Raw genomic sequence first — 23,324 nt, 5'->3', positions numbered from 1 at the left:
CACTTAGTATTAATTATCTTGAAAATACGTAATAATTTTTTTTGCTCTGCTTGCTCCTACAACTTTTTCAAGCTCTTCAAAACTTGCTTTCCCAACGCGCTTGGTGCTTTTAAAAACTTTAAGTAATTCCAAAACTGTTTTTTCTCCAATTCCCGGAATTGTTTCAAGCGATGTATTTAATGCCTCCTTACTTCTTAACTGGCGATGAAACGTAATCCCAAAACGGTGAGCTTCATTTCGAAGTTGTTGTATAATTTTAAGTGTTTCACTTTTTTTATCTAAATATAATGGAATAGGATCATCTGGGTAAAACAACTCCTCAAGTCGTTTAGCTATACCTATAATTGCTATTTTTCCTCTCAAACCTAAATCGTCTAAAGCTTTTAATGAAGATGATAATTGCCCCTTTCCTCCATCAATAATAATTAGTTGTGGTAAAGGTTGATTTTCTTCTTTTAGTCGTTTATAACGTCTATAGACCACTTCTTCCATAGAAGCAAAATCATCAGGTCCCTCTACTGTTTTAATATGAAATTTTCGATAATCTCTTTTACTGGGCTTTCCATTTTTAAAAACCACGCATGCTGCTACTGGGTTTGTTCCTTGAATATTACTATTGTCAAAACATTCAATATGTCGAGGCTCAACACTTAGTCGCAAATCTTTTTTCATTTGCTCCATAATTCGGTTTTCGTGTCTATCTGGGTCTACTATTCGCGCTTGTTTAAAACGCTCCATTCTATAATATTTAGCATTTCTTATTGAAAGTTCAAGAATCTTCTTTTTATCGCCTAATTTAGGAATATGTATCATCAACCCTTCTTCTACATTCACCCTAAACGGAACGTATAACTCTTTAGATTGCGAATTGAAACGCTGCCTAATTTCAACAATTGCCAACTCTAGCATTTGCTCATCTGTCTCGTCTAGTTTTTTCTTTATTTCGAGTGTATGACTTCTAATAATTGCACCGTGACTAAGTTGTAAGAAATTTACATACCCATAGTCTGGGTCACTAATAACACTAAAGACATCTACATTTGAAATTTTAGGATTTACGACTGTAGATTTAACTTGATAGTTTTCAAGCACGTCAATTTTCTCCTTTATACGCTGCGCATCTTCAAAATGTAAGTTGGCAGCATATTCTTTCATCTGCACTTTAAACCTATTTAATGAGTCTTTAAAATTTCCTTTTACAATATTTCTAATGGCTTCAATATTTTCGTTGTACTGTACTTCATCATACAATCCTTCACAAGGTCCAGCACAGTTTCCTAAATGATATTCTAAGCACACTTTATACTTTCCGTCTCTAATTTTTTCGTGAGACAAATCATAGTTACACGTTCGTAATTGATACAACCCTTTTATTAGATCTAATAGTGTATGAACCGTTTTCATACTTGTATAAGGACCATAATATTCACTTCCATCTTTAATCATCCTTCGTGTTGGGAAAATTCGAGGAAAGCGTTCGTTTTTTATACAAATCCAAGGATAGCTTTTATCATCCTTAAGCAGGATATTGTACTTAGGCTGATAATTTTTTATGAGATTATTTTCTAATAATAAAGCATCTGTTTCAGTAGCTACAACAATATGTTTAATATCAGCAATTTTACGTACCATCAATCGTGTACGTGCATTATCATGTTGTTTTGTAAAGTAACTTGTAACCCTTTTTTTTAGGTTTTTAGCTTTACCTACATAGAGTAATTTCCCGTCTTTATCATAGTATTGATAAACCCCGGGCGAATCTGGAAGTGTAGAAACTTGTAATGGAATGGATGCTTCTGCCATAGCGTAAAGATAACGGCAATTTTTGAGGCTTCGGAAATGTGACTACGAGAATTTTTGTTAAGATTGGGTTAAAATGCTAATTCCTTAAAACTCGCCCCTCGCTTATTACGTATTTTTATCTAAAGCACATTACTTGGAGCAAACATTACCTTTTGTAAAATTTTTTAAGTCTGCAGCGATATTAATCGTTGTGACTATTTATTTTATTGCTCCATTACAGCAACCACTCGCTGAAGGTTTTCATAAGGTTGCTCACGCATTTTCTAAAACTTCTAATCATCATTCGCACATAAGCAATCTTCTTGAAAAAGATCACGAAGACCACGCACATTCTCATAGCACACAGCAACACGAAACTCATTCTCACGAATTTCTATCATTTTTAAATACGGTATTTTCAAATGATATTGAAGATGACCAACATCCTTCCCTAAACACAGAACTCGACAAGCACGTTATTAAATTAGCATTTTTTGAGCCTAAATTCCATAAAGTCAAATCCAGAACTCAATTTTACTGGGTCAATAAGCAGTATATAGTATCTACCGCTATTGCATCGCCACCACCAAAAGAGATTGCATAATTTTTTCGGTTTTTAAAATTTCAGAAGTACTTCAATATTTCTGAATAAATAACAACACTCTAATTTTCAATTATGAAACACAAACTCTTATGGGTACTAGCTTGCTGTGCCTTAAATTTACATGCCCAACGATTAAAGGGTAATATACAAACTCAATCAAACGTGCCCTTAGAAAATGTCTCAATTTTCAACACTACTAGCGGTGCTCACACTCATACTAATGCAAATGGAAATTTTACCATTGAAAACACTTCCTTTAATGATGTGTTAAACATTACATCCTTAGGTTTTAAACCTGTAAACCAACAATTGTTAGCATCAGATTTTAATAATGAATTTGTCATTGTATTATCACCAAATCCTATCTCGCTAGATCAAATTGTAATTACCCCACAAGTAGATGCTCTAAATAGTATTGTTCAACTAGATCTTGAAAATTCTCCCGTAAAAAACTCACAGGAAATATTACGAAAGGTACCTGGATTAATTATTGGACAACACGCTGGTGGCGGAAAGGCTGAACAGATTTTTTTACGTGGATTTGATATTGATCACGGTACTGATATTAATTTAACTGTAGATGGTTTACCTGTAAATATGGTATCACACGCACACGGTCAAGGATATAGTGACTTACACTTTTTAATTCCTGAAACGCTAGATAAAATTACCTTTGGTAAAGGGCCTTATTATGCAGACAAAGGAGACTTTGCAACTGCAGGATTTGTAGGTTTTAAAACAAAACGCCAACTCAAAAATAGCGCTGTATCTCAAGAAATTGGCGATTTCAATTCGCTCCGTACCGTAGGTCTATTCAAATTACTCGATACCAGTAATGCAGATGCATACGTGGCAGGTTCCTTATTTACTTTTGATGGCCCCTATAATTCGCCACAAAATTTTAACCGAATTAACCTAATGGGAAAATACACGTATACACTTCCTGGAGATCAAACTGTTTCGTTTATGGGTTCACATTTTACAAGTAAATGGGATGCCTCAGGGCAAATTCCTCAACGAGCTATTGATTCAGGATTAATAGACCGTTTTGGAGCAATTGATGATACTGAAGGAGGAAACACAAGCCGTAGTAACTTTTTAGTGACTCATTATAAAAAGCTTGACTCAAATTCTAAATTAGAAAGTAGTGCTTATTATTCGCATTATGCTTTTGAGTTATTTTCAAACTTTACTTTTTTTCTTGAAGATCCAATAAATGGCGATCAAATACGCCAATTTGAAGACCGAAATATTCTTGGTTTTAATACTGTTTATAGCGAAGACACAGCTTTATTTAATAACGATTTTAAATATAGTGCTGGCGTGGGAATTCGATATGATGACGTAAACGATATTCAATTATCTCGAACGAAAAATAGAGAACGACTACTAGAACGCCTAGCCTATGGAAATGTCAACCAAATTAACACTTATGCGTTTATTAAAACCAAATACAGCACAGGAAACTTTACGCTAGAACCACAATTAAGATTAGATTATTTCAAGTTCGATTATGAAAATAAACTCACCGAACAATATGACAACCAAAGTGAATCTAAAATATTTGCAAGCCCTAAGTTTAACGTAACCTATAGTCCTAATTCACAATTTCAGTTTTTTGCTAAAACAGGAATAGGATTTCATTCTAACGATGCTCGTGTAGTTGTTGCAAACGAAGGAGAAGATATTTTGCCAGCAGCTTATGGCGCAGATTTAGGAGCTATTTATAAAGCAACAGATAAACTTGTTTTCAATACCGCTTTATGGACTTTATTTTTAGAACAAGAGTTTGTATATGTTGGCGATGCAGGAATTGTTGAGCCAAGCGGAAAAACTCGAAGAATGGGAATCGATTTAGGTGCTAGATTTGAAGCGTTAGATTGGTTGTATATTTTTGGAGATATAAACTATACCTATGCAAGAAGTACCGAAGAACCTAACGGAGCAAATTATATTCCACTTGCACCAGACTTAACTTCTACGGGAGGATTATCCATTGAAAACCTAGGTGCTTTTTCTGGAGGCATTAACTACAAGTATATAAAAGACCGTGCTGCAAATGAGGATAATAGCATTGTCGCAGAAGGATATTTCGTTACAGATTTAAACGTAAATTATACATACAAACGCTTTACGTTTAGTGTAATTATCGAGAATTTATTTGACACTGAATGGAATGAAACTCAGTTCGCCACAGAAAGCAGGTTATTTAATGAAGCAGAACCAATAGAGGAAATTCATTTTACACCAGGAACGCCTTTTTTCTTAAGAGGTAAAGTAACAGTTAATTTTTAAACTGAAATTTTCTAAATTATTAAACTTTAAGAATAAATAGACCTCTGCTATTGTTATGAAAAAGCAGAGGTTTTATTTGTGCTAATTACGCAATTTTAAAGTCAATTTCATTACGTATATTGCTCTTGAAAACAAACAAAATAAAAACCCGTTTTTAAGACATGAACATCGCAGTCCTATCGCGTGGAGAGCACTTATATTCTACACAAAGTTTAATTAAAGCAGGAGAAGCGCTCAATCACAACATGGAAGTTATTGACCCCACATTTTGTAATGTGATGATCGAAAACGGATATCCTATATTGCAATATCACGATGAAATAGTAGATGATATTGATGCTATTATCCCTCGTATTGGCGCTTCAAATACTTATTATGGCACTTCAATTGTTAGACATTTTGAAGCTATGAAAGTAGCAACTATTGCTGGATCGAGAGGTATTTTAGATTCGCGTGATAAATGGACAAGCTTTCAAATTTTAGCAAAATCTGGCATACCTGTTCCTAAAACAACTTTGGGAGGACATTATTATTTAGATGCATTCCTGAAAGATTTTGGTGAAGGGGCTGTTATTATTAAAATTCTAGAAGGAACCCATGGGCAAGGTGTAATACTTTGTGAATCCTACAAAAACGCACTTTCTACAGTTGAAACACTCCAAACAGCACGAGTAAAATTTGTAATGCAGGAATACATTGCCGAATCTAAAGGAGCAGATATTAGAGCAATTGTTATTGATGGTAAAGTAGTAGCTTCTATGAGAAGACAAGCTGCAAAGGGCGATTTTAGATCTAATTTACATCGCGGCGGAAATGCTCAAAATATGACACTTAGCGATGCAGAAAAAACAGTTGCTATTGCCGCTGCTAAAGCAATGAATTTAACAGTATGCGGTGTTGACATATTACAATCAAAAAGAGGACCGTTAGTTTTAGAAATAAACTCTACCCCAGGGCTTGAAGGTATTGAGACCACTACAGGAATTGATGTTTCTAAAAAAATAATTAAATACCTTGAAAGTTTGAGAAAATAATTTGTGCTAATCATATAATTTAATGTTTTCATATTTCGGCTTTTAGTACCTTGCGAGCATCTTAAAATTATACTCATTTGAAACGAAAAATAGGCAGAATAGACACCGCAGATTTTCCTTTGCTAAAACTCTTTGACATTGATGTTAAAGTAGATACAGGGGCATATACCTCTACCATACATTGCGATAACGTTGTTATCGAAGACGGCTTTTTAAAGTGTATTTTTCTTGACGAAAAACATCCAGCATATCACACTCAAGAGTTTGTATTTGATGAATATGACGTAAAAGTGGTGAAAAGCAGTAATGGCCAAGCAGAACCTCGTTATAGAATTAAAACAGAAATTATCCTGTTTGGAAAAACACACCCAATATATTTAACCTTAAGTAGTCGTGGACAAATGAAATATCCCGTACTTTTAGGTAGAAAATTTCTGACCAAGAAATTTATGGTCGATATTAATAAAACAAATCTCTCTCAAAAACTAAAACTTAAAAAGCTGAAAAAAACTTCGGTGCCTAAAAAAAAATCTAATGAACATTAAAATACTTTCAGCAAACGCAAACTTATATTCTACTAAAAGATTAATAGAAGCGGCTAAAAAACGTGGGCACAACATTGAAGTAATTAATCACACGAAATGTGATATTGTTATTGAGAAGAAAAATCCACGCGTTTATTATAAAGGAAAACCTATTGAAAATGTAGACGCAGTAATACCACGTATTGGTGCAAGTGTTACATTTTATGGTACAGCAGTTGTACGCCAGTTTGAAATGATGCGCTGTTTCTCTACGACAGAGTCGATGGCGTTAGTGAGATCGAGAGATAAGTTGAGAAGTCTTCAAATATTATCTCGTGCAGGTTTAGGGTTACCAAAAACCATTTTCACAAACTATTCAAAAAATGTGAAGGAGATTGTAGAACAAGCAGGTGGTGCTCCAGTAATTATTAAATTATTAGAAGGAACACAAGGAATAGGCGTTATCCTAGCCGAAACCAAAAAAGCTGCCGAGTCCGTAATCGAAGCTTTTAACAACCTTCAGGCAAGGGTAATTGTACAAGAGTTTATTAAAGAAGCTGGTGGTGCGGATATTAGAGCATTTATCGTAGATGGTCACGTAGTTGGAGCGATGAAACGTCAAGGAAAAGAAGGTGAGTTTAGAAGTAATCTTCACCGTGGCGGAACAGCAGAAGTTATACAATTAAGTGATGAAGAAGAAATTGCAGCGCTAAAAGCAGCAAAAGCAATGGGATTAGGTATTGCGGGTGTTGATATGTTACAATCTTCTAGAGGGCCTTTAATACTTGAGGTAAATAGCTCTCCAGGACTTGAAGGAATTGAGGCTGCAACTGGCAAAGACATTGCTACTAAAATTATTAAGTATATTGAAAAAAATACAGATTAGTTTTCTTCCGAAATATTAAAATTTCAGAAGAAAAAAGATATTAAAATTAGAAGTGATGGCTAAGGACATGATTATTTTAGGAGAAAGAATAGGTTTAGGAGAAGCCAAAACCCTAAACTTTAGTTTTGCTAAATTATATACTGCAACAAAAATAGAAATCCCAATTGTTATTAATCGTTCTGAAATTGATGGCCCTACGGTACTACTAACTGCAGGAGTTCATGGCGATGAAATTAATGGTGTTGAAATAGTGCGTCAAGTAATTGCTAAACACATAAACAAGCCAAAAACAGGTACAACAATCTGTATTCCTATTTTAAATATTTTTGGATTTTTAAATCAAGATCGCGTATTTCCTGATGGTCGCGATTTAAATAGAGTATTCCCAGGAACTAAAACGGGGTCTCTTGCAAGTAGAATTGCATATCATTTTGTGAAAGAAATTTTACCTCACGCAGACTACTGTTTAGATTTTCATACAGGAGGAGCTCAGCGATTTAATGCTGCTCAAATTAGAATTGCCCCAGGCGATGAAAAGTTATTTAAATTAGCTCAAGTTTTCAACGCACCTTTTACTGTATATGCTACTAACATTGGTAAATCATACCGTAATACGTGTAAAAAAATGGGCAAACAAGTACTCCTTTTTGAGGGAGGTAAATCTTTAGAAAGCAATAAGTATATTGTCAAAGAAGGTGTTGATGGCGTATCACGTGTGTTAAATCATTTAGGGATGCTTAGAGACGATTACAAAGTTGTACCTATTGATAGAACACCTGTGGTTATTAGCAATAGCAAATGGATTAGAGCTCAAAAAAGCGGACTACTTCATATTAAAATAGACTGTAATAAGCATGTAGTAAAGGGAGAGTTTTTAGCTACAATTACTGACCCTTACGGAACTATGCGTTTTAAAGTATTAGCTCCAAACGATGGTTATATTATAAATATAAATCAAGCTCCTATTGTAAATCAAGGTGATGCCATTTTTCATATTTCAACTGAAAGTAAATAGCCTAAAATATTTTACATAATAATGGACAAAGCATTACTTCGCAAAAAATATAAAAACCTTAGAGCAGCTTTATCAACAAATGATATAGATGAAATGAGCCTTGAAATAGCGAACACTGCTTTAACTTTAGATATATGGGATTACACAAATTATCATATATTCCTAACTATTGAAGACAAGGCTGAAGTAGACACCAACTATTTATTGCATATACTTCAAGGTAGAGATAAAACTATTGGAGTTTCAAAATCGAACTTTGAAGATTCCAGTTTAGAACATTTTTTACTTCAAGAAAATACGAAGTTTAAAATTTCAAAATATGGAATTCCAGAACCATTAGATGGTATTAAACTAGATCCAAATATTTTTGACGTTGTATTTGTTCCTGTTTTAGCCTATGATAGAAAAGGAAATAGAATAGGTTACGGAAAAGGGTTTTATGATAGATTTTTAGCGCAATGTAATCCTACTTGTAAATTTATTGGTGTGTCCTTCTTTGAACCCGAAGATGAAATTCAAAGTGGGATATACGACATCCCATTATCGATGGTAATTACCCCTAAAAAGATTTATAAACCGTCGTAATCTAGATATTCCAACTTTTTACTAGCTAATAAAGGTCTTTACTCTAAATGTTATAGTATTTTACTTAAAAATATTATATATTTCTATCCCCAAGTTAATACGCTATGTTTTTATAAAATATCAAAAGCACTTTTACAAATGACTTTTGAGTTAAAAATGTATACTCTTGAATCTATCTAATAATGATTTTTATTATAGAGAAGTTGCCGAATTAACTGCGTCAGGTGGTTGGAAGGTTGACTTTATAAATAAAGAAAGTTACCTAGACCCACAGGCAAGAAAAATCTTGAACCTGAGCGAAGATTTCAAACCATCACTTTACAAGCTCATTGATTTATACGCTCCTAAACATAGGGAAACAGCTATAAAAACATTTATGGATTGTAGTGAAGGAATACCTTTCGAAACCACCGTGAAAATGCAGCGCTCAAATGGTGAAATATTCTGGGTCAAAGCAGCTGGGAAACCCATCTATAATAATGACAATAAAATTATTGGAGTTCAAGGTGTTTTTAGAGACATCAACAAAGAAAAACTCGTTGAGATCGAAAAAAAGAAAGAGCAAAAGTTATTACAATCTCAAAACGCAAGATTACTAAATTTCGCTCACATAGTTTCTCACAATTTACGTTCACACAGTAGTAATTTTCAACTTTCACTCACCCTCTTAAATGCTGTTGATGATGAAACTGAAAAGAAAGAACTTATGGACGGTTTACTGCAAATTTCAGAAAGTTTAAATACAACTATTTCACACTTAAATGAAATTGTTTCTGTAAATTCTAAAACAGGTGGTGAGCTTAAAGACGTATCTTTCAATGAAGTTTTTAACGATACAATTAACATTTTATCTGATGTAATTAAACCAAGTAAAGCTGAGTTTATTACAGATTTTACATCGCTAGAAAGTATTGACTATATACCAGCTTATATGGATAGTATTTTTTTAAATATTATTTCTAACTCTATAAAATATGCTCATCCGGATCGTACCCCAACAATCAAAATTACCACATACACTGAAGGTGAAGATAAATTACTAGTATTTGAGGACAACGGTATAGGTGTCAATCTTGAACTTTATGGGAACAAAATATTTAATATGTACCAAACATTTCATAATAACAAAAATGCCGTAGGTATTGGGTTGTTTATGACCCGAAATCAAATTGAAGCACTTGGAGGCACTATAACTATTGAAAGCACTGTAGACAAAGGAACTAAACTAAAAATTTTATTGAATTAAAAATATAAAAACTAACAAAAAAAATCTCCTCACAAAATGACTAATTCATCCCCGATTAAGTTGTCATGTATTATTGACGATGACGATGTTTATATAAATCTTGTAAAAAAAATTATAGACATCAAAAAACTTTCTGAAAATTTATTGATATTTAAAAATGGGCAAGAAGCCTTAGATTATTTTAAAGCAATTATTGAAAATTTAAATAATGAGGCTTTTCCTGAAATAATTCTATTAGATTTAAATATGCCAGTAATGAATGGCTGGAACTTTTTGAAAGAGTTTACAGCGATAGAATCTCCGCTAAAGAAAAAAGCGACATTATACATTGTAAGTTCATCAATCAACCAAGCAGATATTAATAAATCTAAAGAGTTTTCTGAAGTAACTAATTACTTAGTGAAACCAGTTAACATTGCGGAATTTGAAGCATTATTTAATAGCAACAAAATCTCAGCTTAATAACAATAAACAGTTTTAAGAAATTTGCGTTTCCACCTTATCTTTAGTTGGGAACGCTTTTTTGTTGAAGAATATTAAAAGTCCTACTCCAAAACTTATAGCAGTATCTGCAATATTAAAAACAGGATCGAAAAAAGTAAAGTGCTTACCTCCCCAATATGGTAGCCAAGAAGGCAAATAACCCTCAAAAAGTGGAAACGACAACATATCTACTACTTTACCGTGAAATAACGTCCCGTAAGGCTCCTCTGCAAACATAGTAGCTGTTTGCTGCATACTTGAATCAAATATAATTCCATAGAATACGGAATCTATTATATTACCCATAGCTCCAGCAAAAATTAAAGCTATAGCACCAAGTAAAATTCCTGAGGCATGTTTTCTTGCACTATCCCATAGCCAATAACCAATTCCTACAATAGCAACAAGTCTAAATAGTGTTAAGAATAACTTTCCGTATTGTCCTGGAATTTTAGCTCCCCAAGCCATACCTTCATTTTCTACAAATAAAATACGAAACCAAGAAAACACTTCAATTTCTTCATGTAGTTGAAAATGAGTTTTGATATATATTTTAGATATCTGGTCTATGAACAAGATAACTACAATTAGTACTATGGACTTTTTTAAATTCATTTATTTTATAATAATAGTGGCAAAAATAACATTAAAAATTGGTTTGTAAGAGACGGATATCACCGTGTTTACTTTCTGCTTCAATTCGGAAATTTCCATATTTAGGAAGTTCATTTAATACAGATCCATATTGGGATATCGCTATACCCATAACTTGTGAAGTTGCCTTAATTGTAATATCCCCTTTTAATGTTTGAAATAGTCCATTACCTGTAAAACTATTCACACTACAACTCCCTTCAAGTAACACAACTTTTAGCTTTTTAAAAATTCCTTCACCTCTAAAAGAGGCTAAATTAGATACTACCTCAACTATCTTTTTCTTCGGAATTTCTAAAATTAACTCTACAGCAATAACTTTGTGCGCCGCTAGTTTATCATTTTCTGGTTTAAAGAAAGGGGAGTAATCTAAACCAAAAGTTATCGTCTCAAGTTCACGCTTTTCAGTTACCAAAAGGTTTTCAAATGTCTCTCCTTCAATTGTTGCCTTTAATGTAATAGTATTTGTTTCAGAGGTAATAATTTTAATTTTATACATGCCATCTCCATCAACAATCACCTTATCAATTTGAGATGCATCCATCGATTTTTCAAGTCTTTTTTGAGCAATCACTTGACTTGTAAATACTATAACGAGTATGGTTGTGTAAAATTTCAGCATAAAAAAACCCTAAAGAAATTTAGGGCTTAGTTTTTAATAGGTTTGCAAATTATTGCATGTTTTTTGCTTCAATACTTAATGTAGCATGAGGCACTAATTTTAATCGTTCTGGGTTTATTAATTTTCCAGTAACACGACAAACTCCGTATGTTTTATTTTCAATACGAATCAATGCATTTTTAAGATCACGAATAAATTTTTCTTGACGAATAGCAAGCTGTGAAGAGGTTTCTTTACTCATTACTTCACTACCTTCATCGAAAGCTTTAAAGGTAGGTGATGTATCATCCGTACCGTTATCTAAATCATTTCTGTAAGCACTTTCAATTAAATGTAATTGCTTATCAGCTTCTTTAATTTTATCCTTAATCAATATCCTGAATTCTTCTAACTCGGCATCGCTATATCTATTTTTAACATCTTTTGACATATTTTTTGTGTTATTTCTGAATACTTAATTTTGTTGTTATATCATCAAAGGCAATTTCCGTACCATTTAACATATCATCCACAAAATTTAAATCTTCGGTTAATGTTTCTTCTTTGATGTATGCAAGGTTATCACTCACTGCTTTTTGTAATTCTTCAGTATGCTGCAATGTAACTTTTATTCTATCTGTAACTTCAAATCCTGAGTCTTTTCTCAAATTTTGAATGCGGTTTACAAGTTCTCTTGCTATCCCCTCATTCTTTAAAGTTTCAGAAATTGTAACGTCTAAGGCTACTGTTATTCCATCACTATTTGCAACTAACCATCCTTCAATATCCTGTGAGCTAATAAGCACATCATCAAGCCTCAATGTAATATTTTTTTCTGAAATGTTAAGTACCATTTCACCCTCTTTTTCTAACAATGCAATTTCATCTTGATCAAATTGTTGAATTGCAGCGGCTACTTGTTTCATATCTTTCCCAAAACGCGGCCCAAGCTTTTTAAAGTCTGGCTTTATTTGTTTTACCAAAATTCCAGATCCTTCATCAATTAATTCAATTTCCTTCACATTTACCTCGCTCATAATTAAGTTACTAACAGCTTCGATTTCTGCTCTACTGTTGTCATCCAACACTGGAATCATTATTTTCTGCAATGGCTGTCTAACTTTAATCTTTTCTCGTTGTCTTAACGATAATACAAGAGACGATATTGTTTGTGCCTTTTGCATCCTGCGTTCTAATGAGCTATCAATAAATGATTTGTTAGCAACTGGGAAATCACTTAAATGAACAGATTCTTTAGCATCTGTAGAATCAACTACCGATGTTAAATCTTTATAAAGTCTATCCATAAAAAATGGTGCAATTGGTGCTCCCAATTTAGCCACAGTTACTAAGCAAGTATATAATGTTTGGTATGCCGAAATTTTATCTTCAGCATAACTTCCTTTCCAATAACGTCTTCTACTTAATCTTACAAACCAATTACTTAAGTTTTCGCCTACAAAATTTTGGATTGCTCTTGCAGCTTTAGTTGGTTCATAGTCCGTAAATGCCTCATCAACAGTAATTATAAGTGTATTTAATTCACTAAGAATCCATCTGTCAATTTCAGGACGTTTCTCCATTGGAATAGCTACCTCACTATAATTGAATCCATCAAGATTAGCATACAAACTAAAGAAACTATAAGTATTATAAAGTGTTCCAAAAAACTTGTTTCTCACTTCACTAATACCATCTAGGTCAAACTTTAAGTTATCCCAAGGGTTAGCATTACTAATCATATACCAGCGCGTGGCATCTGGCCCATAAGTAGCTAGTACATCAAATGGGTCTGCTGCGTTACCTAAGCGCTTAGACATTTTCTGTCCATTTTTATCTAACACAAGACCGTTTGAAACTACATTTTTATAGGCAACATCATCAAAAATCATTGTAGCAATTGCGTGTAGTGTATAGAACCAACCTCTGGTTTGGTCTACTCCTTCTGCTATAAAATCTGCTTTACGCCAGGTAGTTTCTACTTTCTCTTTATTTTCAAATGGGTAATGCCATTGTGCATAAGGCATTGAACCACTATCAAACCAAACGTCAATTAAATCTGCCTCACGTTTCATTGGTTCTCCAGTTGATGAAACTAGAATAATATCGTCTACAATATTTTTATGTAAATCAACATTGTTATAATTTTCTTCGGAAAAGTCACCAACTTTAAAATCTTCGTAAATATCCTTAGACATTAACCCTGCTGCAACGGCTTTAGCCATTTCAGATTTCAACTCTTCAATACTCCCTATAATTATTTCTTCTTTTCCGTCTTCGGTTCTCCATAATGGTAATGGTATTCCCCAATAACGTGAACGAGATAAATTCCAGTCGTTAGCATTTGCTAACCAATTTCCAAATCGCCCTTCTCCTGTTGATTTTGGTTTCCAGTTTATCCCTTTGTTTAACTCATGCATACGGTCTTTAAAGTCCGTAACTTTAATAAACCAGGAGTCTAGTGGGTAATATAATATTGGTTTATCTGTACGCCAGCAATTAGGGTAACTGTGGACGTATTTTTCAACGTGAAAGGCTTTATTTTCAGTTTTAAGTTTTATTGCTATTTCAACATCAACGCTTTTATCTGGCGCTTCACCATCGTTATAGTATTCGTTTTTAACATACTTACCTGCAAATTCCCCCAGTTCTGGTCTAAATTTACCTTGTAAGTCTACTAAAGGAACTAAAAAACCATTATCATCTTTAACTAGCATTGGTGGCACTTCTGGCACTGCTTGTTTTGCAACAAGCGCATCATCTGCTCCAAAAGTAGGTGCTGTATGCACAATTCCTGTTCCGTCTTCAGTTGTTACAAAATCTCCTGATATCACTCTAAAAGCATTGTCAACTCCCGCATCTGGCGTAGCATAATCTAATAATTGCTCATATCGAATCTCTAATAATTCTTTCCCTTTAAAGGTTTCAGCAACAAAAAATGGAATCTTTTTATCTTCCTTAGTATAACTTTTTAATACCTCAAGATCTTCAGTTTGTTCGTATTTCCCCTTAAATTGTTTTCCAACTAAATTTTTAGCAAGTATTACATGAACAGGTTCAAATGTGTATTGATTATATGTTGCAACAACAACGTAATCAATTTTTGGCCCAACAGTTAATGCGGTATTAGAAGGCAATGTCCACGGCGTTGTTGTCCAGGCAATTAAATTTAAGTGGTCGTATTTTTTAAGAAACTCAGGCAATGAATTTTCAACAACTTTAAACTGTGCCACTACGGTTGTATCTGTTACGTCTTGATATGTTCCTGGTTGGTTAAGCTCGTGACTACTTAAACCAGTTCCTGCCTTAGGAGAATATGGTTGTATGGTGTACCCTTTATAAAGCAAATCTTTATTATAAATTTGTTTTAATAACCACCATACAGACTCCATGTATTTTGGTTTATAAGTAATATATGGATCTTCCATATCCACCCAATAACCATATCCTTCGGTTACTTTATTCCATACATCAGTATAGCGCATAACGGCTTTACGGCACGCTTGGTTATAATCTTCAACTGAAATTGTATTACCAATATCTTCTTTAGTAATACCAAGCTCCTTTTCCACACCAAGTTCAATAGGAAGCCCGTGAGTATCCCACCCTGCTTTACGGTCAACTTTAAAACCTTTTTGAGTTTTATAGCGACAAAAAATATCTTTTATAGAACGTGCCATTACATGGTGGATTCCTGGTAATCCATTTGCAGATGGTGGGCCTTCAAAAAACACGAATGGCTCAGCACCTTCGCGAATAGCAATACTCTTCTCAAAAATGTTCTCTTCTTGCCAGAAATCGAGTATATCTTCTCCTAATTTAGGGAGGTCTAATCCTTTGTGTTCTTTGAATTTAGTTGCCATACTTAAGTCCGCTTTTGACGGATATATTTTTTATCTCTAAATAGTTTAAATTATTCAGAAAAAAATTAATGTTTATTCTAATCTTTTAAGGCTGCGAATTTACGGAATTTTGATGTAAAATGATATACATAAAAAAGCACCTTTTATTTGTTTAACAGAAGCATACTATTTAATTCAATTCTACGAATATACTTTTTGTTTAAACTGGCCTTATCTTTCTGTAATGCAAGGATTTTAGCCTTTGTTTTGATTTACATAAAATTGTATATCTTTCTGAAAATTTCGGTATTTGAAAAAAGCACTTTTAGTTCTATTATTACTCACACCTTTTTATTTAATAGCCCAAGATTATGTGGATATTTTAAAAGTAGGATATAGTCAGAATTTTGACTCAAAATATGAAAGCTACTCAGAAACCACTGATATTAAGTCTATCGATGTAGATTTTACCTATCCTGTTGTGATAAATAAGTATAATGCGCTCATCACTGGATTTATGTATAGCCGAAATAATCTAGAACTTTTTCCACAGCTAAATCAAACACAAGGGCCTACTTCGCCTTTTAGATATTCAGACAATATTAGCTTACACACAACGATACTAAAGCTAGGATTAGCAACAACTTTTAGTGATAAATGGAGTGGAACTTTTGCACTGTTACCAAAACTTGCTTCAGATTATATTGATATTTCTAATGATGATTTCTATTTAGGAGGTGTTGCCATTTTAAAATATCAGAAACACGAACGACTTAAGTATCGCGCAGGTATTTTTGCAATAGATCAAGCTTATGGATGGTTTACAACTCCTATTTTAGGTTTCTATTATATTAGTAAAAACAGTAAATTTGAAATGGATGTTTCTGCACCAGTTTCAGCAGATATTAACTACACTATTTCACCTTCAGTTACTTTAGGTTTTGACTATTTAGGAATTGGACGTAGCTTTGATGTACATCAAGAAAACACTCCCGATTATTATGTAGACTATGGTGCGCTTGAGTTTACTTGCTATGTACAATATGCTTTTCTTGAAAACAATGTTCTATTAAGAGCAAAAGCTGGTTATGCAGATTTTGACGCTGAAGCCTATGCAGATGGAGATGATGTAGGATTTAGAGTGTCTGCATTTAATATTGGCGCTGGTGATCGCACACAACTTAACCCAGAATTAAGCAGTGGGTTTTTTGGAAAAATTGAAGCCGTATACCGCTTTAGTTTTTCGGCTAATAAAGATGATTAATTTTTTAATACCGCCCTACAATTGGGTTTAAATATGGCAAAATCGTGTCCAGAATGTGGCAATCCTATTTTAGGTCGAGCAGATAAAAAATTCTGTTGCGATGCTTGCCGAAATGCCCATAACAATAACCTTAACAAAGACCAGACTAACCTTGTTCGTAATGTGAATAACCGCTTGAGAAAAAATCATCGTATTCTCGAAAAACTAAATACGAAGGACAAAACCAAGGTTAAAAAAGAGACGTTACTTAAAAACGGATTTAATTTTAAGTTTTTTACTGGACAATATATTACAAAAACCGGCTCCACTTACTTTTACGTCTATAACCAAGGATATTTACCCCTTGACAACGATTGGTTTTTACTTGTAAAAGTTGAAATTAATCTTTAAAAAGAGTCCTAAATAGCCTTTAGTTTCCTTGAGGTTTTCCAGATTTACAGTTCTATACTTTTTTTACTGTATTTTTAAGGCTATAAACCTTTGTCTCTATGAAACATTTAAGTGCTATAATTTCGGCAATAGTCATTTTACTTTTAATAGTTTTTAGTTTTCAATCACTAATGCCAAGCGAAGGTACTTTAACCTCAGCTCCTGCAACTGAGTTTTCAGCTCAACGTGCGCTAATTCCACTTCGCGAAATAGCAAAAGCTCCACACTATTTAGGTACAGATGAACACACAAGAGTTCGCGAATATATTATTGGCGAATTAAAAAAACTTGGCCTTGAAACAGAAGTTCAAGAAGCATTTATGCTTAGTAATGCAAAACAAGGTTTACTAAAACCAAGAAACATTGTTGCTAAAATAAAGGGTAGTGGAAACGGAAAATCTTTAGTGCTACTTTCTCATTACGATAGTGCTCTTGTACCTTCGTTAGGAGCAAGTGACGCTGGGAGTGGGGTGGTTACAATTCTTGAGAGTTTAAGAGCTTATAAAGCATCAGGCAAGCAACCAGAAAACGACATTATTGTGCTTTTTACTGATGCAGAAGAAATAGGCCTTGACGGAGCAAATTTATTTGTTAAAAACCATAAATGGGCTAAAGACGTTGGTATCGTTCTCAATTTTGAAGCCCGAGGAAGCGGTGGCCCAAGTAATATGATTGTTGAAACTAATGGAGGAAATACAAATCTGGTTAAAGCTTTTGAAAATGCAAACGTTCCATATCCAGTAGCTTCATCACTTATGTACAGTGTTTATAAACTGTTACCAAACGACACTGATTCTACCATTTTTAGAGAAGAGGGCGATATTGAAAGTATGTTTTTCGCCTTTATTGATGACCACTTCGATTACCATACAGCAAATGATACTGTTGAAAACCTCAACATTGAAACACTACAACATCAAGGAAGCTATCTACTACCGTTACTACATTATTTTGCTGATACGGACTTAGGGAATCTTAAAGCTGAAGAAGACAGCGTTTATGTAAATATACCAATGGTCAAATTTATTCATTATCCATTTTCGTGGATTCTACCTATGCTAATTTTAGCTACGTTATTATTTATTGGTTGTCTTTATTATGGATTTTCTAAGCATAAATTAAACCTAAACGGGATTCTTAAAGGATTTATTCCTTTTTTAAGCTCATTGATTATTTGCGGTTTATTTGGTTTTTATGGATGGAAATTAATCGAATATTTATACCCACATTACAACGAGATTCAACACGGCTTTAAATACAATGGTCATTGGTACATTGTAGCATTTGTATTTCTATCTATTGCAATAACCTTTAAAATGTATCGTGTTTTTGCAAAGCGAATTACAGTACCTAATTTGATTGTAGCGCCTTTACTATTTTGGCTACTGATTAATTTGGTTTTACTATTGTATTTAAAAGGTGGTGCATTTTTTATCATACCTGTATATTTCGGATTAATATCTTGGTTTTTACTGCTGAAATATCAAAACAACAGCTACATAGGCTTAGCATTATTAGCAGCTCCTGCATTATTTATTTTCGCTCCGTTAATTCAATTTTTCCCAGTTGGTTTAGGAAGTGATCATATAGTTATCAGCACTATTTTTGTAGTTCTTGTTATGGGATTATTACTTCCTGTTATAGGATTTTACTCTAAAAGGAATCTGTTATCCGGATTATTTGGATTCTTAGCACTTGTGTTTTTTGTAATTACACATTTAAAAAGCGATTTTAATGAGGAACGTAACAAACCTAATAGCTTAGTGTACTATAAAAATGCTGAAACCAATAAAGCGTATTACGGTACTTATGACAATATTCTTGATGATTGGACGAAAAAATATCTTGGCGACTCCCCTAAAAGTGCTTCAAATTATATAGAAAGTGCTGCTTCAAGTAAATATGCTCGTAAATACACATTTGCTGCAGAAGCACCAACTATTGAAATAGCACCATCTACGATTACTATCAACAAAGACTCTGTGGTTGATGGATTTCGTACTGTAGACGTAACCCTACAACCACAAAGAGACATTCATCAATTAATGTTGTATGCACCAATTGACACACCATTTAAATCATTAAACTTTAATGGTGTTGAAGTAACCAATACTGATGATCAAGGAAAACGATTTTATAAAAGAAAAGACAACTTGTTACTAAGGTATTACATTAGTGATAACGATTCCTTAAAAATACAATACAGTATTCCTGAGAAAGCTCCATTACCTCAAATTAAGGTTTTAGAATATGGTTTTGACTTAATATCAAATCCTCTTTTTAATATTAGTAAGCGTCCTAAAAAAATGACTCCTAAACCATTTATTAATACTGATGCTACCATTTTAGAATATACCTTTACAACCGAAAAAGAAAATCAAACTATTAATACTGACTCTTCATTAAACGAAGGGCAATAAAACACCTAATTTTAAAGGTATTCAACACTCACGCGTGAGCATAGGTATGAAAAAAACAATCGCAATTGCAGGGTTAGGATGGTTAGGGAAACCGTTATTACAACGTTTAAAAATGTTGGGATACTTAGTTAAAGGAAGCGTTACAACCACAGAAAGTGCAGCTAAACTTCAACAACTAGATATAGACGCTTATGCGGTAGTTATTTCCGAAAATGGCATTCAAGGAGCTCCTAAAGGGTTTTTAAAAAATGTTGACACATTAGTTATTATGATTCCTCCAGGGTTACGCCGTAATACTGGAGCAGATTATGTTCTCAAAATGTCACATTTTCTAACCGAAATTAGAGCGTCTAAAGTTCCGCAAGTAATCTTTATAAGTAGTACAAGCGTTTATGGTGATGAACAACAATTAGTTACGGAAAAAGACGTGCCAAAACCTACTACTGAAGCAGGAAGGCAATTATTTCAGGTAGAACAACTTTTTTTCAACTCATCTGATTTTAAAACAACAATCTTACGTTTTGGAGGTTTAGTAGGTGAAAGTAGACAACCCGTAAAATATTTAGCAGGCAGAAAAGACTTAAGTAGCGCTAACGATCCTGTAAACTTAATACACCGTGACGATTGTATTTCTATTATTACTGAAATTATTAAGCAAGAAGCTTACGGTCATATTATAAATGGAGTTCATCCATCTCACCCTACAAAAGAAGATTACTACAGATCAAAAGCTGAAGAACTACAACTAGTGCCACCTCATTTTGCTGCTCCTATTGAGAAAGCTGGCAAACAAGTAGACAGTGAAAACCTTTCTACTATTCTAGAGTATACCTTTAAAACTAAACCTTAAAACCTTTTATATAAACAAAAAATAGGAGCCCTTTCGAGCTCCTATTTTTTGTTTACTAAATTCAAGTAATAACTCAAATTCATTATTGATTACCAAATACGTACACGATCTGCTGGCGCTACATACATTGGGTCTCCTTCTTTAATATCGAAAGCCTCATAAAAAGCATCCACGTTTTTAAGTGGTTCTGTAGCTCTCCATCTTCCTGGAGTATGAGGATCAGTTTTTACTTGCGTACGTAAGCTTTCGTCACGTTGCTTGGTTCTCCATACAGTTGCCCAACTCATAAAGAAACGTTGTTCTGCTGTAAACCCATCAACATCTTCTGGACGACCATTTTCTTTGTAATGACGTTGTAAACCATCGTAAGCAGCAAGTACTCCACCAAGGTCTCCAATGTTTTCTCCTAAAGTAAACTCACCATTTACATATACACTGTCTAAAACTTCAATAGCGCTATATTGATCTGCTAATGCTTTTCCTCTTTCACCAAATTGCTTTAAATCCTCTTCTGTCCACCAATTAACTAAGTTTCCATCACCATCAAAACGAGCTCCACTATCATCAAAAGCGTGAGAAATTTCGTGACCAATTACAGCACCAATTCCACCATAGTTAACGGCATCATCAGCTTTATAATCGTAGAAAGGTGGTTGTAAAATAGCTGCTGGAAAAACAATCTCATTATTAAAAGGATTGAAGTAAGCATTTACAGTTTGTGGAGACATCCCCCATTCAGTTCTATCAACTGGCTCATTAATTTCAGAAAGATTTTTCTTGAAAGCCCACTCACCTACAGCAGTAATGTTATCGTAGTAACTTTTGTCTTCGCTTACAGCCATAGTACTATAGTCTTCCCAAGAATCTGGGTATCCTATTTTAACAGTGAATTTATTAAGTTTCTCAATTGCCTTTACTTTAGTGTCTTCACTCATCCAATCAAGGTTTTTAATACGATCTTGGTATGCAGCAATTACATTAGCAATCATAGTTTCAGCTTTTTCCTTCGCTTCTGGAGGGAACATTTCATCAACATATAATTTACCTAAAGCTTCACCTACTGTTCCATTTACAGTACCTAAAGCACGCTCATCTGCTGGACGTTGCTTTTTAGCACCACTTAAAGTTTTATTGTAGAAATCCCAGTTTGCTTTTTCAATTTCAGTTGTTAAAGCACCCGCAGCACTATTAAAAGTAGCCCATCTTGTAACTGTTTTCCAAGTTTCAACATCACCATCTTTCATTACGTTTTGAACTAACGCCATGTATTTAGGTTGCATTACAATTAACGTATCAAGTTCTTTCTCAACTCCCATATCTTTAATTGCTTCTTTCCAGTTAATGGCAGAAACCATTTCTTGAATTTGGTCAACAGATCTTGGATTGTTAAAATTTCTGAAGTCACGACTCTGTACTTTATCTAATCTAGGCTCAGCTAATTTAGTTTCGAAAGCTAAAATAGTTTCGGCTTGTGCTTTTGCACTTGCTTCGTCATCACCTAAAAATTGTAGCATACGTGTAATATGGTCTACATATTGACCTCTAATTTCTACACTTTTAGGATCTGTATTTGTGTAGTAATCTCTGTCTGGTAAACCTAAACTTCCTGGCGTAATGTAAGCCGAGTTGATTGAGCTGTTACTAGGGTTTGAGAATGCTGCTAAGCCAATAAATGGTTGTGAAACCGAATTAGCTTCTAAAGTCATTAACTTCACAAAATCGGCTGGAGATTTAACGGCAGCAATTTTATCTAATGTAGGTTGTAAAGGAGTTAATCCTGCTTTATCGCGTGCAACTGTATCTAACTTAGTGTTAAATATTGCAATTGCTTTAGCTTGATCTGTACCTTCTTTATATTTTCCACTTTTATCTGCTTTATCTAAAATAGCAAGAACGTCTTTATCTGTACTTTTTCTTAAAACTCCAAAACCTCCCCAGCGCACTTGGTCGTCAGGAATTTCTGTGTTTTTCATCCAGCTACCGTTAACGTAGTTGTAAAAATCATCTTTTGGACTTAAGGTAGTATCCATATTTGATAGGATAATCCCTCTTTCCTCTGTATCTGCTTCCGCAGTTTTCTTGTCATCACAAGAAGTAAATGCCAAAGCACTCATAGCAGCTGCGGCAATAATTAGGTTGTACTTCATTCTTTCTAATTTTTAATTTTTGTATTAGTACTAATAGGCAAGCAAAAGTTACACTATTGCTTTTTCAATAAGTCTTGTTTTTCTACTCTTAAAATGGAATCCATTTTTTTCTTGCGAAGCTCCATTTCCTTTTTCTCATTTTCCGTTCGCTCAGAGTCTATTGCGTCTTTTTGAAACTTCTCATTAATTTGAACAATTAAATTAGTTGTTGCGAGGTTCATTTCATAAACACCTTTGTCAATTTCAGCATTATCAATAGTCACTTTATTAGCGAGTTGTTTTAATAAAGCAGCTCGGGTTTTAGCTACTAATAATCTAGAATAAACAGATTGTGTGTCTAACGTATCAGGAATTTTTTTTATGAGAGAATCTACTCTGCTTACCAAGTATTCGCTTCGATTTTTTAAAGTAGATAAGTTACTGCCGTTAATGGCGATAGCTTCTGTTTTAAAATCATCAAAAACGGTCCAGTCATTAAGGAATGATTCAGCACTTGTAGATACCTTCGGAAATTTAAAATCGGGGTTTCCGTACGTTTCATCTGTCTGTACTTCTTGCTCTTGAAGCAGCTCTGTATTATTTTGTGTGTCGCCACACGAAACAAACAGTACTAGAACAATTACTAAACTAATATATATATTCTTCAATTTTATAAAATTTCAA

At 33.7% G+C, this 23,324-nt stretch carries 20 protein-coding genes; 13 read left to right on the top strand and 7 right to left on the bottom strand.

Annotation, left to right across the window (positions count from 1 at the left end):
* Positions 1–9: 9 nt before the first annotated feature.
* Positions 10–1,803: an excinuclease ABC subunit UvrC gene (gene uvrC / locus GBH57_RS04605; RefSeq protein ID WP_151672872.1), complete on the bottom strand. Its 1,794-nt coding sequence runs from the start codon at positions 1,801–1,803 to the stop codon at positions 10–12.
* Between the two features lie 133 nt (positions 1,804–1,936).
* Here uvrC and GBH57_RS04600 point away from each other — a divergent pair, with 133 nt between their 5' ends.
* The 9 genes from GBH57_RS04600 to GBH57_RS04560 all read left to right on the top strand — a co-directional run bounded on the left by GBH57_RS04600 (position 1,937) and on the right by GBH57_RS04560 (position 10,433).
* Positions 1,937–2,386 (top strand): hypothetical protein, encoded by a 450-nt coding sequence (locus GBH57_RS04600; protein ID WP_151672871.1) that lies wholly within the window; start codon positions 1,937–1,939, stop codon positions 2,384–2,386.
* A 72-nt stretch (positions 2,387–2,458) separates the two neighbouring features.
* On the top strand, positions 2,459–4,681 hold the full coding sequence (locus GBH57_RS04595) for a TonB-dependent receptor (protein WP_151672870.1): 2,223 nt from the start codon (positions 2,459–2,461) through the stop codon (positions 4,679–4,681).
* A 161-nt stretch (positions 4,682–4,842) separates the two neighbouring features.
* Positions 4,843–5,715, top strand: coding sequence for an ATP-grasp domain-containing protein (locus tag GBH57_RS04590; RefSeq protein WP_151672869.1), 873 nt, complete (start codon positions 4,843–4,845; stop codon positions 5,713–5,715).
* A gap of 77 nt (positions 5,716–5,792) precedes the next feature.
* The gene (locus GBH57_RS04585) at positions 5,793–6,260 is read left to right on the top strand and encodes an ATP-dependent zinc protease family protein (RefSeq protein WP_151672868.1); all 468 of its coding nucleotides are present in this window, start codon (positions 5,793–5,795) and stop codon (positions 6,258–6,260) included.
* The gene (gene rimK, locus GBH57_RS04580; protein WP_151672867.1) at positions 6,250–7,125 is read left to right on the top strand and encodes a 30S ribosomal protein S6--L-glutamate ligase; all 876 of its coding nucleotides are present in this window, start codon (positions 6,250–6,252) and stop codon (positions 7,123–7,125) included. The genes GBH57_RS04585 and rimK overlap by 11 nt, the downstream gene beginning before the upstream one ends.
* A gap of 55 nt (positions 7,126–7,180) precedes the next feature.
* Positions 7,181–8,140, top strand: a complete 960-nt coding sequence (locus GBH57_RS04575) for a succinylglutamate desuccinylase/aspartoacylase family protein (RefSeq protein WP_151672866.1) — start codon at positions 7,181–7,183, stop codon at positions 8,138–8,140.
* Between the two features lie 21 nt (positions 8,141–8,161).
* A complete protein-coding gene (locus GBH57_RS04570; RefSeq protein ID WP_151672865.1) occupies positions 8,162–8,725 on the top strand; it encodes a 5-formyltetrahydrofolate cyclo-ligase in 564 nt (187 codons plus the stop codon).
* 166 nt (positions 8,726–8,891) lie between these two features.
* On the top strand, positions 8,892–9,971 hold the full coding sequence (locus tag GBH57_RS04565) for a PAS domain-containing sensor histidine kinase (RefSeq protein ID WP_151672864.1): 1,080 nt from the start codon (positions 8,892–8,894) through the stop codon (positions 9,969–9,971).
* 36 nt (positions 9,972–10,007) lie between these two features.
* Positions 10,008–10,433: a response regulator gene (locus GBH57_RS04560; protein WP_151672863.1), complete on the top strand. Its 426-nt coding sequence runs from the start codon at positions 10,008–10,010 to the stop codon at positions 10,431–10,433.
* Between the two features lie 15 nt (positions 10,434–10,448).
* Here GBH57_RS04560 and GBH57_RS04555 read toward each other — a convergent pair whose 3' ends face one another.
* From GBH57_RS04555 to ileS, 4 genes are read right to left on the bottom strand one after another with little or no spacing between them, the layout of a single operon-like run.
* A complete protein-coding gene (locus GBH57_RS04555) occupies positions 10,449–11,069 on the bottom strand; it encodes a lipoprotein signal peptidase (protein WP_151672862.1) in 621 nt (206 codons plus the stop codon).
* 31 nt (positions 11,070–11,100) lie between these two features.
* A complete protein-coding gene (locus GBH57_RS04550; protein ID WP_151672861.1) occupies positions 11,101–11,730 on the bottom strand; it encodes a DUF4097 family beta strand repeat-containing protein in 630 nt (209 codons plus the stop codon).
* 49 nt (positions 11,731–11,779) lie between these two features.
* On the bottom strand, positions 11,780–12,160 hold the full coding sequence (locus tag GBH57_RS04545) for a TraR/DksA family transcriptional regulator (protein ID WP_151672860.1): 381 nt from the start codon (positions 12,158–12,160) through the stop codon (positions 11,780–11,782).
* A 10-nt stretch (positions 12,161–12,170) separates the two neighbouring features.
* The gene (gene ileS / locus GBH57_RS04540) at positions 12,171–15,572 is read right to left on the bottom strand and encodes an isoleucine--tRNA ligase (RefSeq protein WP_151672859.1); all 3,402 of its coding nucleotides are present in this window, start codon (positions 15,570–15,572) and stop codon (positions 12,171–12,173) included.
* Positions 15,573–15,861: 289 nt separating this feature from the next.
* On the opposite strand from ileS, the gene GBH57_RS04535 reads away from it, so the two are divergent.
* The 4 genes from GBH57_RS04535 to GBH57_RS04520 all read left to right on the top strand — a co-directional run bounded on the left by GBH57_RS04535 (position 15,862) and on the right by GBH57_RS04520 (position 20,514).
* A complete protein-coding gene (locus GBH57_RS04535; protein ID WP_151672858.1) occupies positions 15,862–16,815 on the top strand; it encodes a DUF6268 family outer membrane beta-barrel protein in 954 nt (317 codons plus the stop codon).
* A gap of 33 nt (positions 16,816–16,848) precedes the next feature.
* Positions 16,849–17,205: a hypothetical protein gene (locus GBH57_RS04530; RefSeq protein WP_151672857.1), complete on the top strand. Its 357-nt coding sequence runs from the start codon at positions 16,849–16,851 to the stop codon at positions 17,203–17,205.
* 98 nt (positions 17,206–17,303) lie between these two features.
* The gene (locus GBH57_RS04525; protein ID WP_151672856.1) at positions 17,304–19,664 is read left to right on the top strand and encodes a M20/M25/M40 family metallo-hydrolase; all 2,361 of its coding nucleotides are present in this window, start codon (positions 17,304–17,306) and stop codon (positions 19,662–19,664) included.
* 46 nt (positions 19,665–19,710) lie between these two features.
* Positions 19,711–20,514 carry a Rossmann-fold NAD(P)-binding domain-containing protein gene (locus GBH57_RS04520; RefSeq protein ID WP_151672855.1) on the top strand — a complete coding sequence of 268 codons (804 nt, stop codon included), beginning with the start codon at positions 19,711–19,713 and terminating at the stop codon, positions 20,512–20,514.
* 89 nt (positions 20,515–20,603) lie between these two features.
* Here GBH57_RS04520 and GBH57_RS04515 read toward each other — a convergent pair whose 3' ends face one another.
* Together GBH57_RS04515 and GBH57_RS04510 are read right to left on the bottom strand one after the other, a co-directional pair.
* Positions 20,604–22,661: a M13 family metallopeptidase gene (locus GBH57_RS04515; protein ID WP_151672854.1), complete on the bottom strand. Its 2,058-nt coding sequence runs from the start codon at positions 22,659–22,661 to the stop codon at positions 20,604–20,606.
* 53 nt (positions 22,662–22,714) lie between these two features.
* Positions 22,715–23,308 carry a hypothetical protein gene (locus GBH57_RS04510; RefSeq protein ID WP_151672853.1) on the bottom strand — a complete coding sequence of 198 codons (594 nt, stop codon included), beginning with the start codon at positions 23,306–23,308 and terminating at the stop codon, positions 22,715–22,717.
* Positions 23,309–23,324 lie beyond the last annotated feature (16 nt).

Source organism: Patiriisocius marinus, assembly GCF_008974325.1.
Lineage (GTDB): Bacteria > Bacteroidota > Bacteroidia > Flavobacteriales > Flavobacteriaceae > Patiriisocius > Patiriisocius marinus.
The sequence above is the reverse complement of the archived record's forward strand: the minus strand, read 5'-3'. Positions and strand labels throughout refer to the sequence as shown.

What these genes read in the sequence shown, in the direction of transcription:
- uvrC (WP_151672872.1), bottom strand. Translation starts at nt 1,803, where the DNA reads ATGGCAGAAGCATCCATTCCATTACAAGTTTCTACACTTCCAGATTCG.
- GBH57_RS04595 (WP_151672870.1), top strand. Translation starts at nt 2,459, where the DNA reads ATGAAACACAAACTCTTATGGGTACTAGCTTGCTGTGCCTTAAATTTA.
- GBH57_RS04590 (WP_151672869.1), top strand. Translation starts at nt 4,843, where the DNA reads ATGAACATCGCAGTCCTATCGCGTGGAGAGCACTTATATTCTACACAA.
- rimK (WP_151672867.1), top strand. Translation starts at nt 6,250, where the DNA reads ATGAACATTAAAATACTTTCAGCAAACGCAAACTTATATTCTACTAAA.
- GBH57_RS04575 (WP_151672866.1), top strand. Translation starts at nt 7,181, where the DNA reads ATGGCTAAGGACATGATTATTTTAGGAGAAAGAATAGGTTTAGGAGAA.
- GBH57_RS04570 (WP_151672865.1), top strand. Translation starts at nt 8,162, where the DNA reads ATGGACAAAGCATTACTTCGCAAAAAATATAAAAACCTTAGAGCAGCT.
- GBH57_RS04560 (WP_151672863.1), top strand. Translation starts at nt 10,008, where the DNA reads ATGACTAATTCATCCCCGATTAAGTTGTCATGTATTATTGACGATGAC.
- GBH57_RS04555 (WP_151672862.1), bottom strand. Translation starts at nt 11,069, where the DNA reads ATGAATTTAAAAAAGTCCATAGTACTAATTGTAGTTATCTTGTTCATA.
- GBH57_RS04550 (WP_151672861.1), bottom strand. Translation starts at nt 11,730, where the DNA reads ATGCTGAAATTTTACACAACCATACTCGTTATAGTATTTACAAGTCAA.
- GBH57_RS04545 (WP_151672860.1), bottom strand. Translation starts at nt 12,160, where the DNA reads ATGTCAAAAGATGTTAAAAATAGATATAGCGATGCCGAGTTAGAAGAA.
- ileS (WP_151672859.1), bottom strand. Translation starts at nt 15,572, where the DNA reads ATGGCAACTAAATTCAAAGAACACAAAGGATTAGACCTCCCTAAATTA.
- GBH57_RS04530 (WP_151672857.1), top strand. Translation starts at nt 16,849, where the DNA reads ATGGCAAAATCGTGTCCAGAATGTGGCAATCCTATTTTAGGTCGAGCA.
- GBH57_RS04525 (WP_151672856.1), top strand. Translation starts at nt 17,304, where the DNA reads ATGAAACATTTAAGTGCTATAATTTCGGCAATAGTCATTTTACTTTTA.
- GBH57_RS04520 (WP_151672855.1), top strand. Translation starts at nt 19,711, where the DNA reads ATGAAAAAAACAATCGCAATTGCAGGGTTAGGATGGTTAGGGAAACCG.
- GBH57_RS04515 (WP_151672854.1), bottom strand. Translation starts at nt 22,661, where the DNA reads ATGAAGTACAACCTAATTATTGCCGCAGCTGCTATGAGTGCTTTGGCA.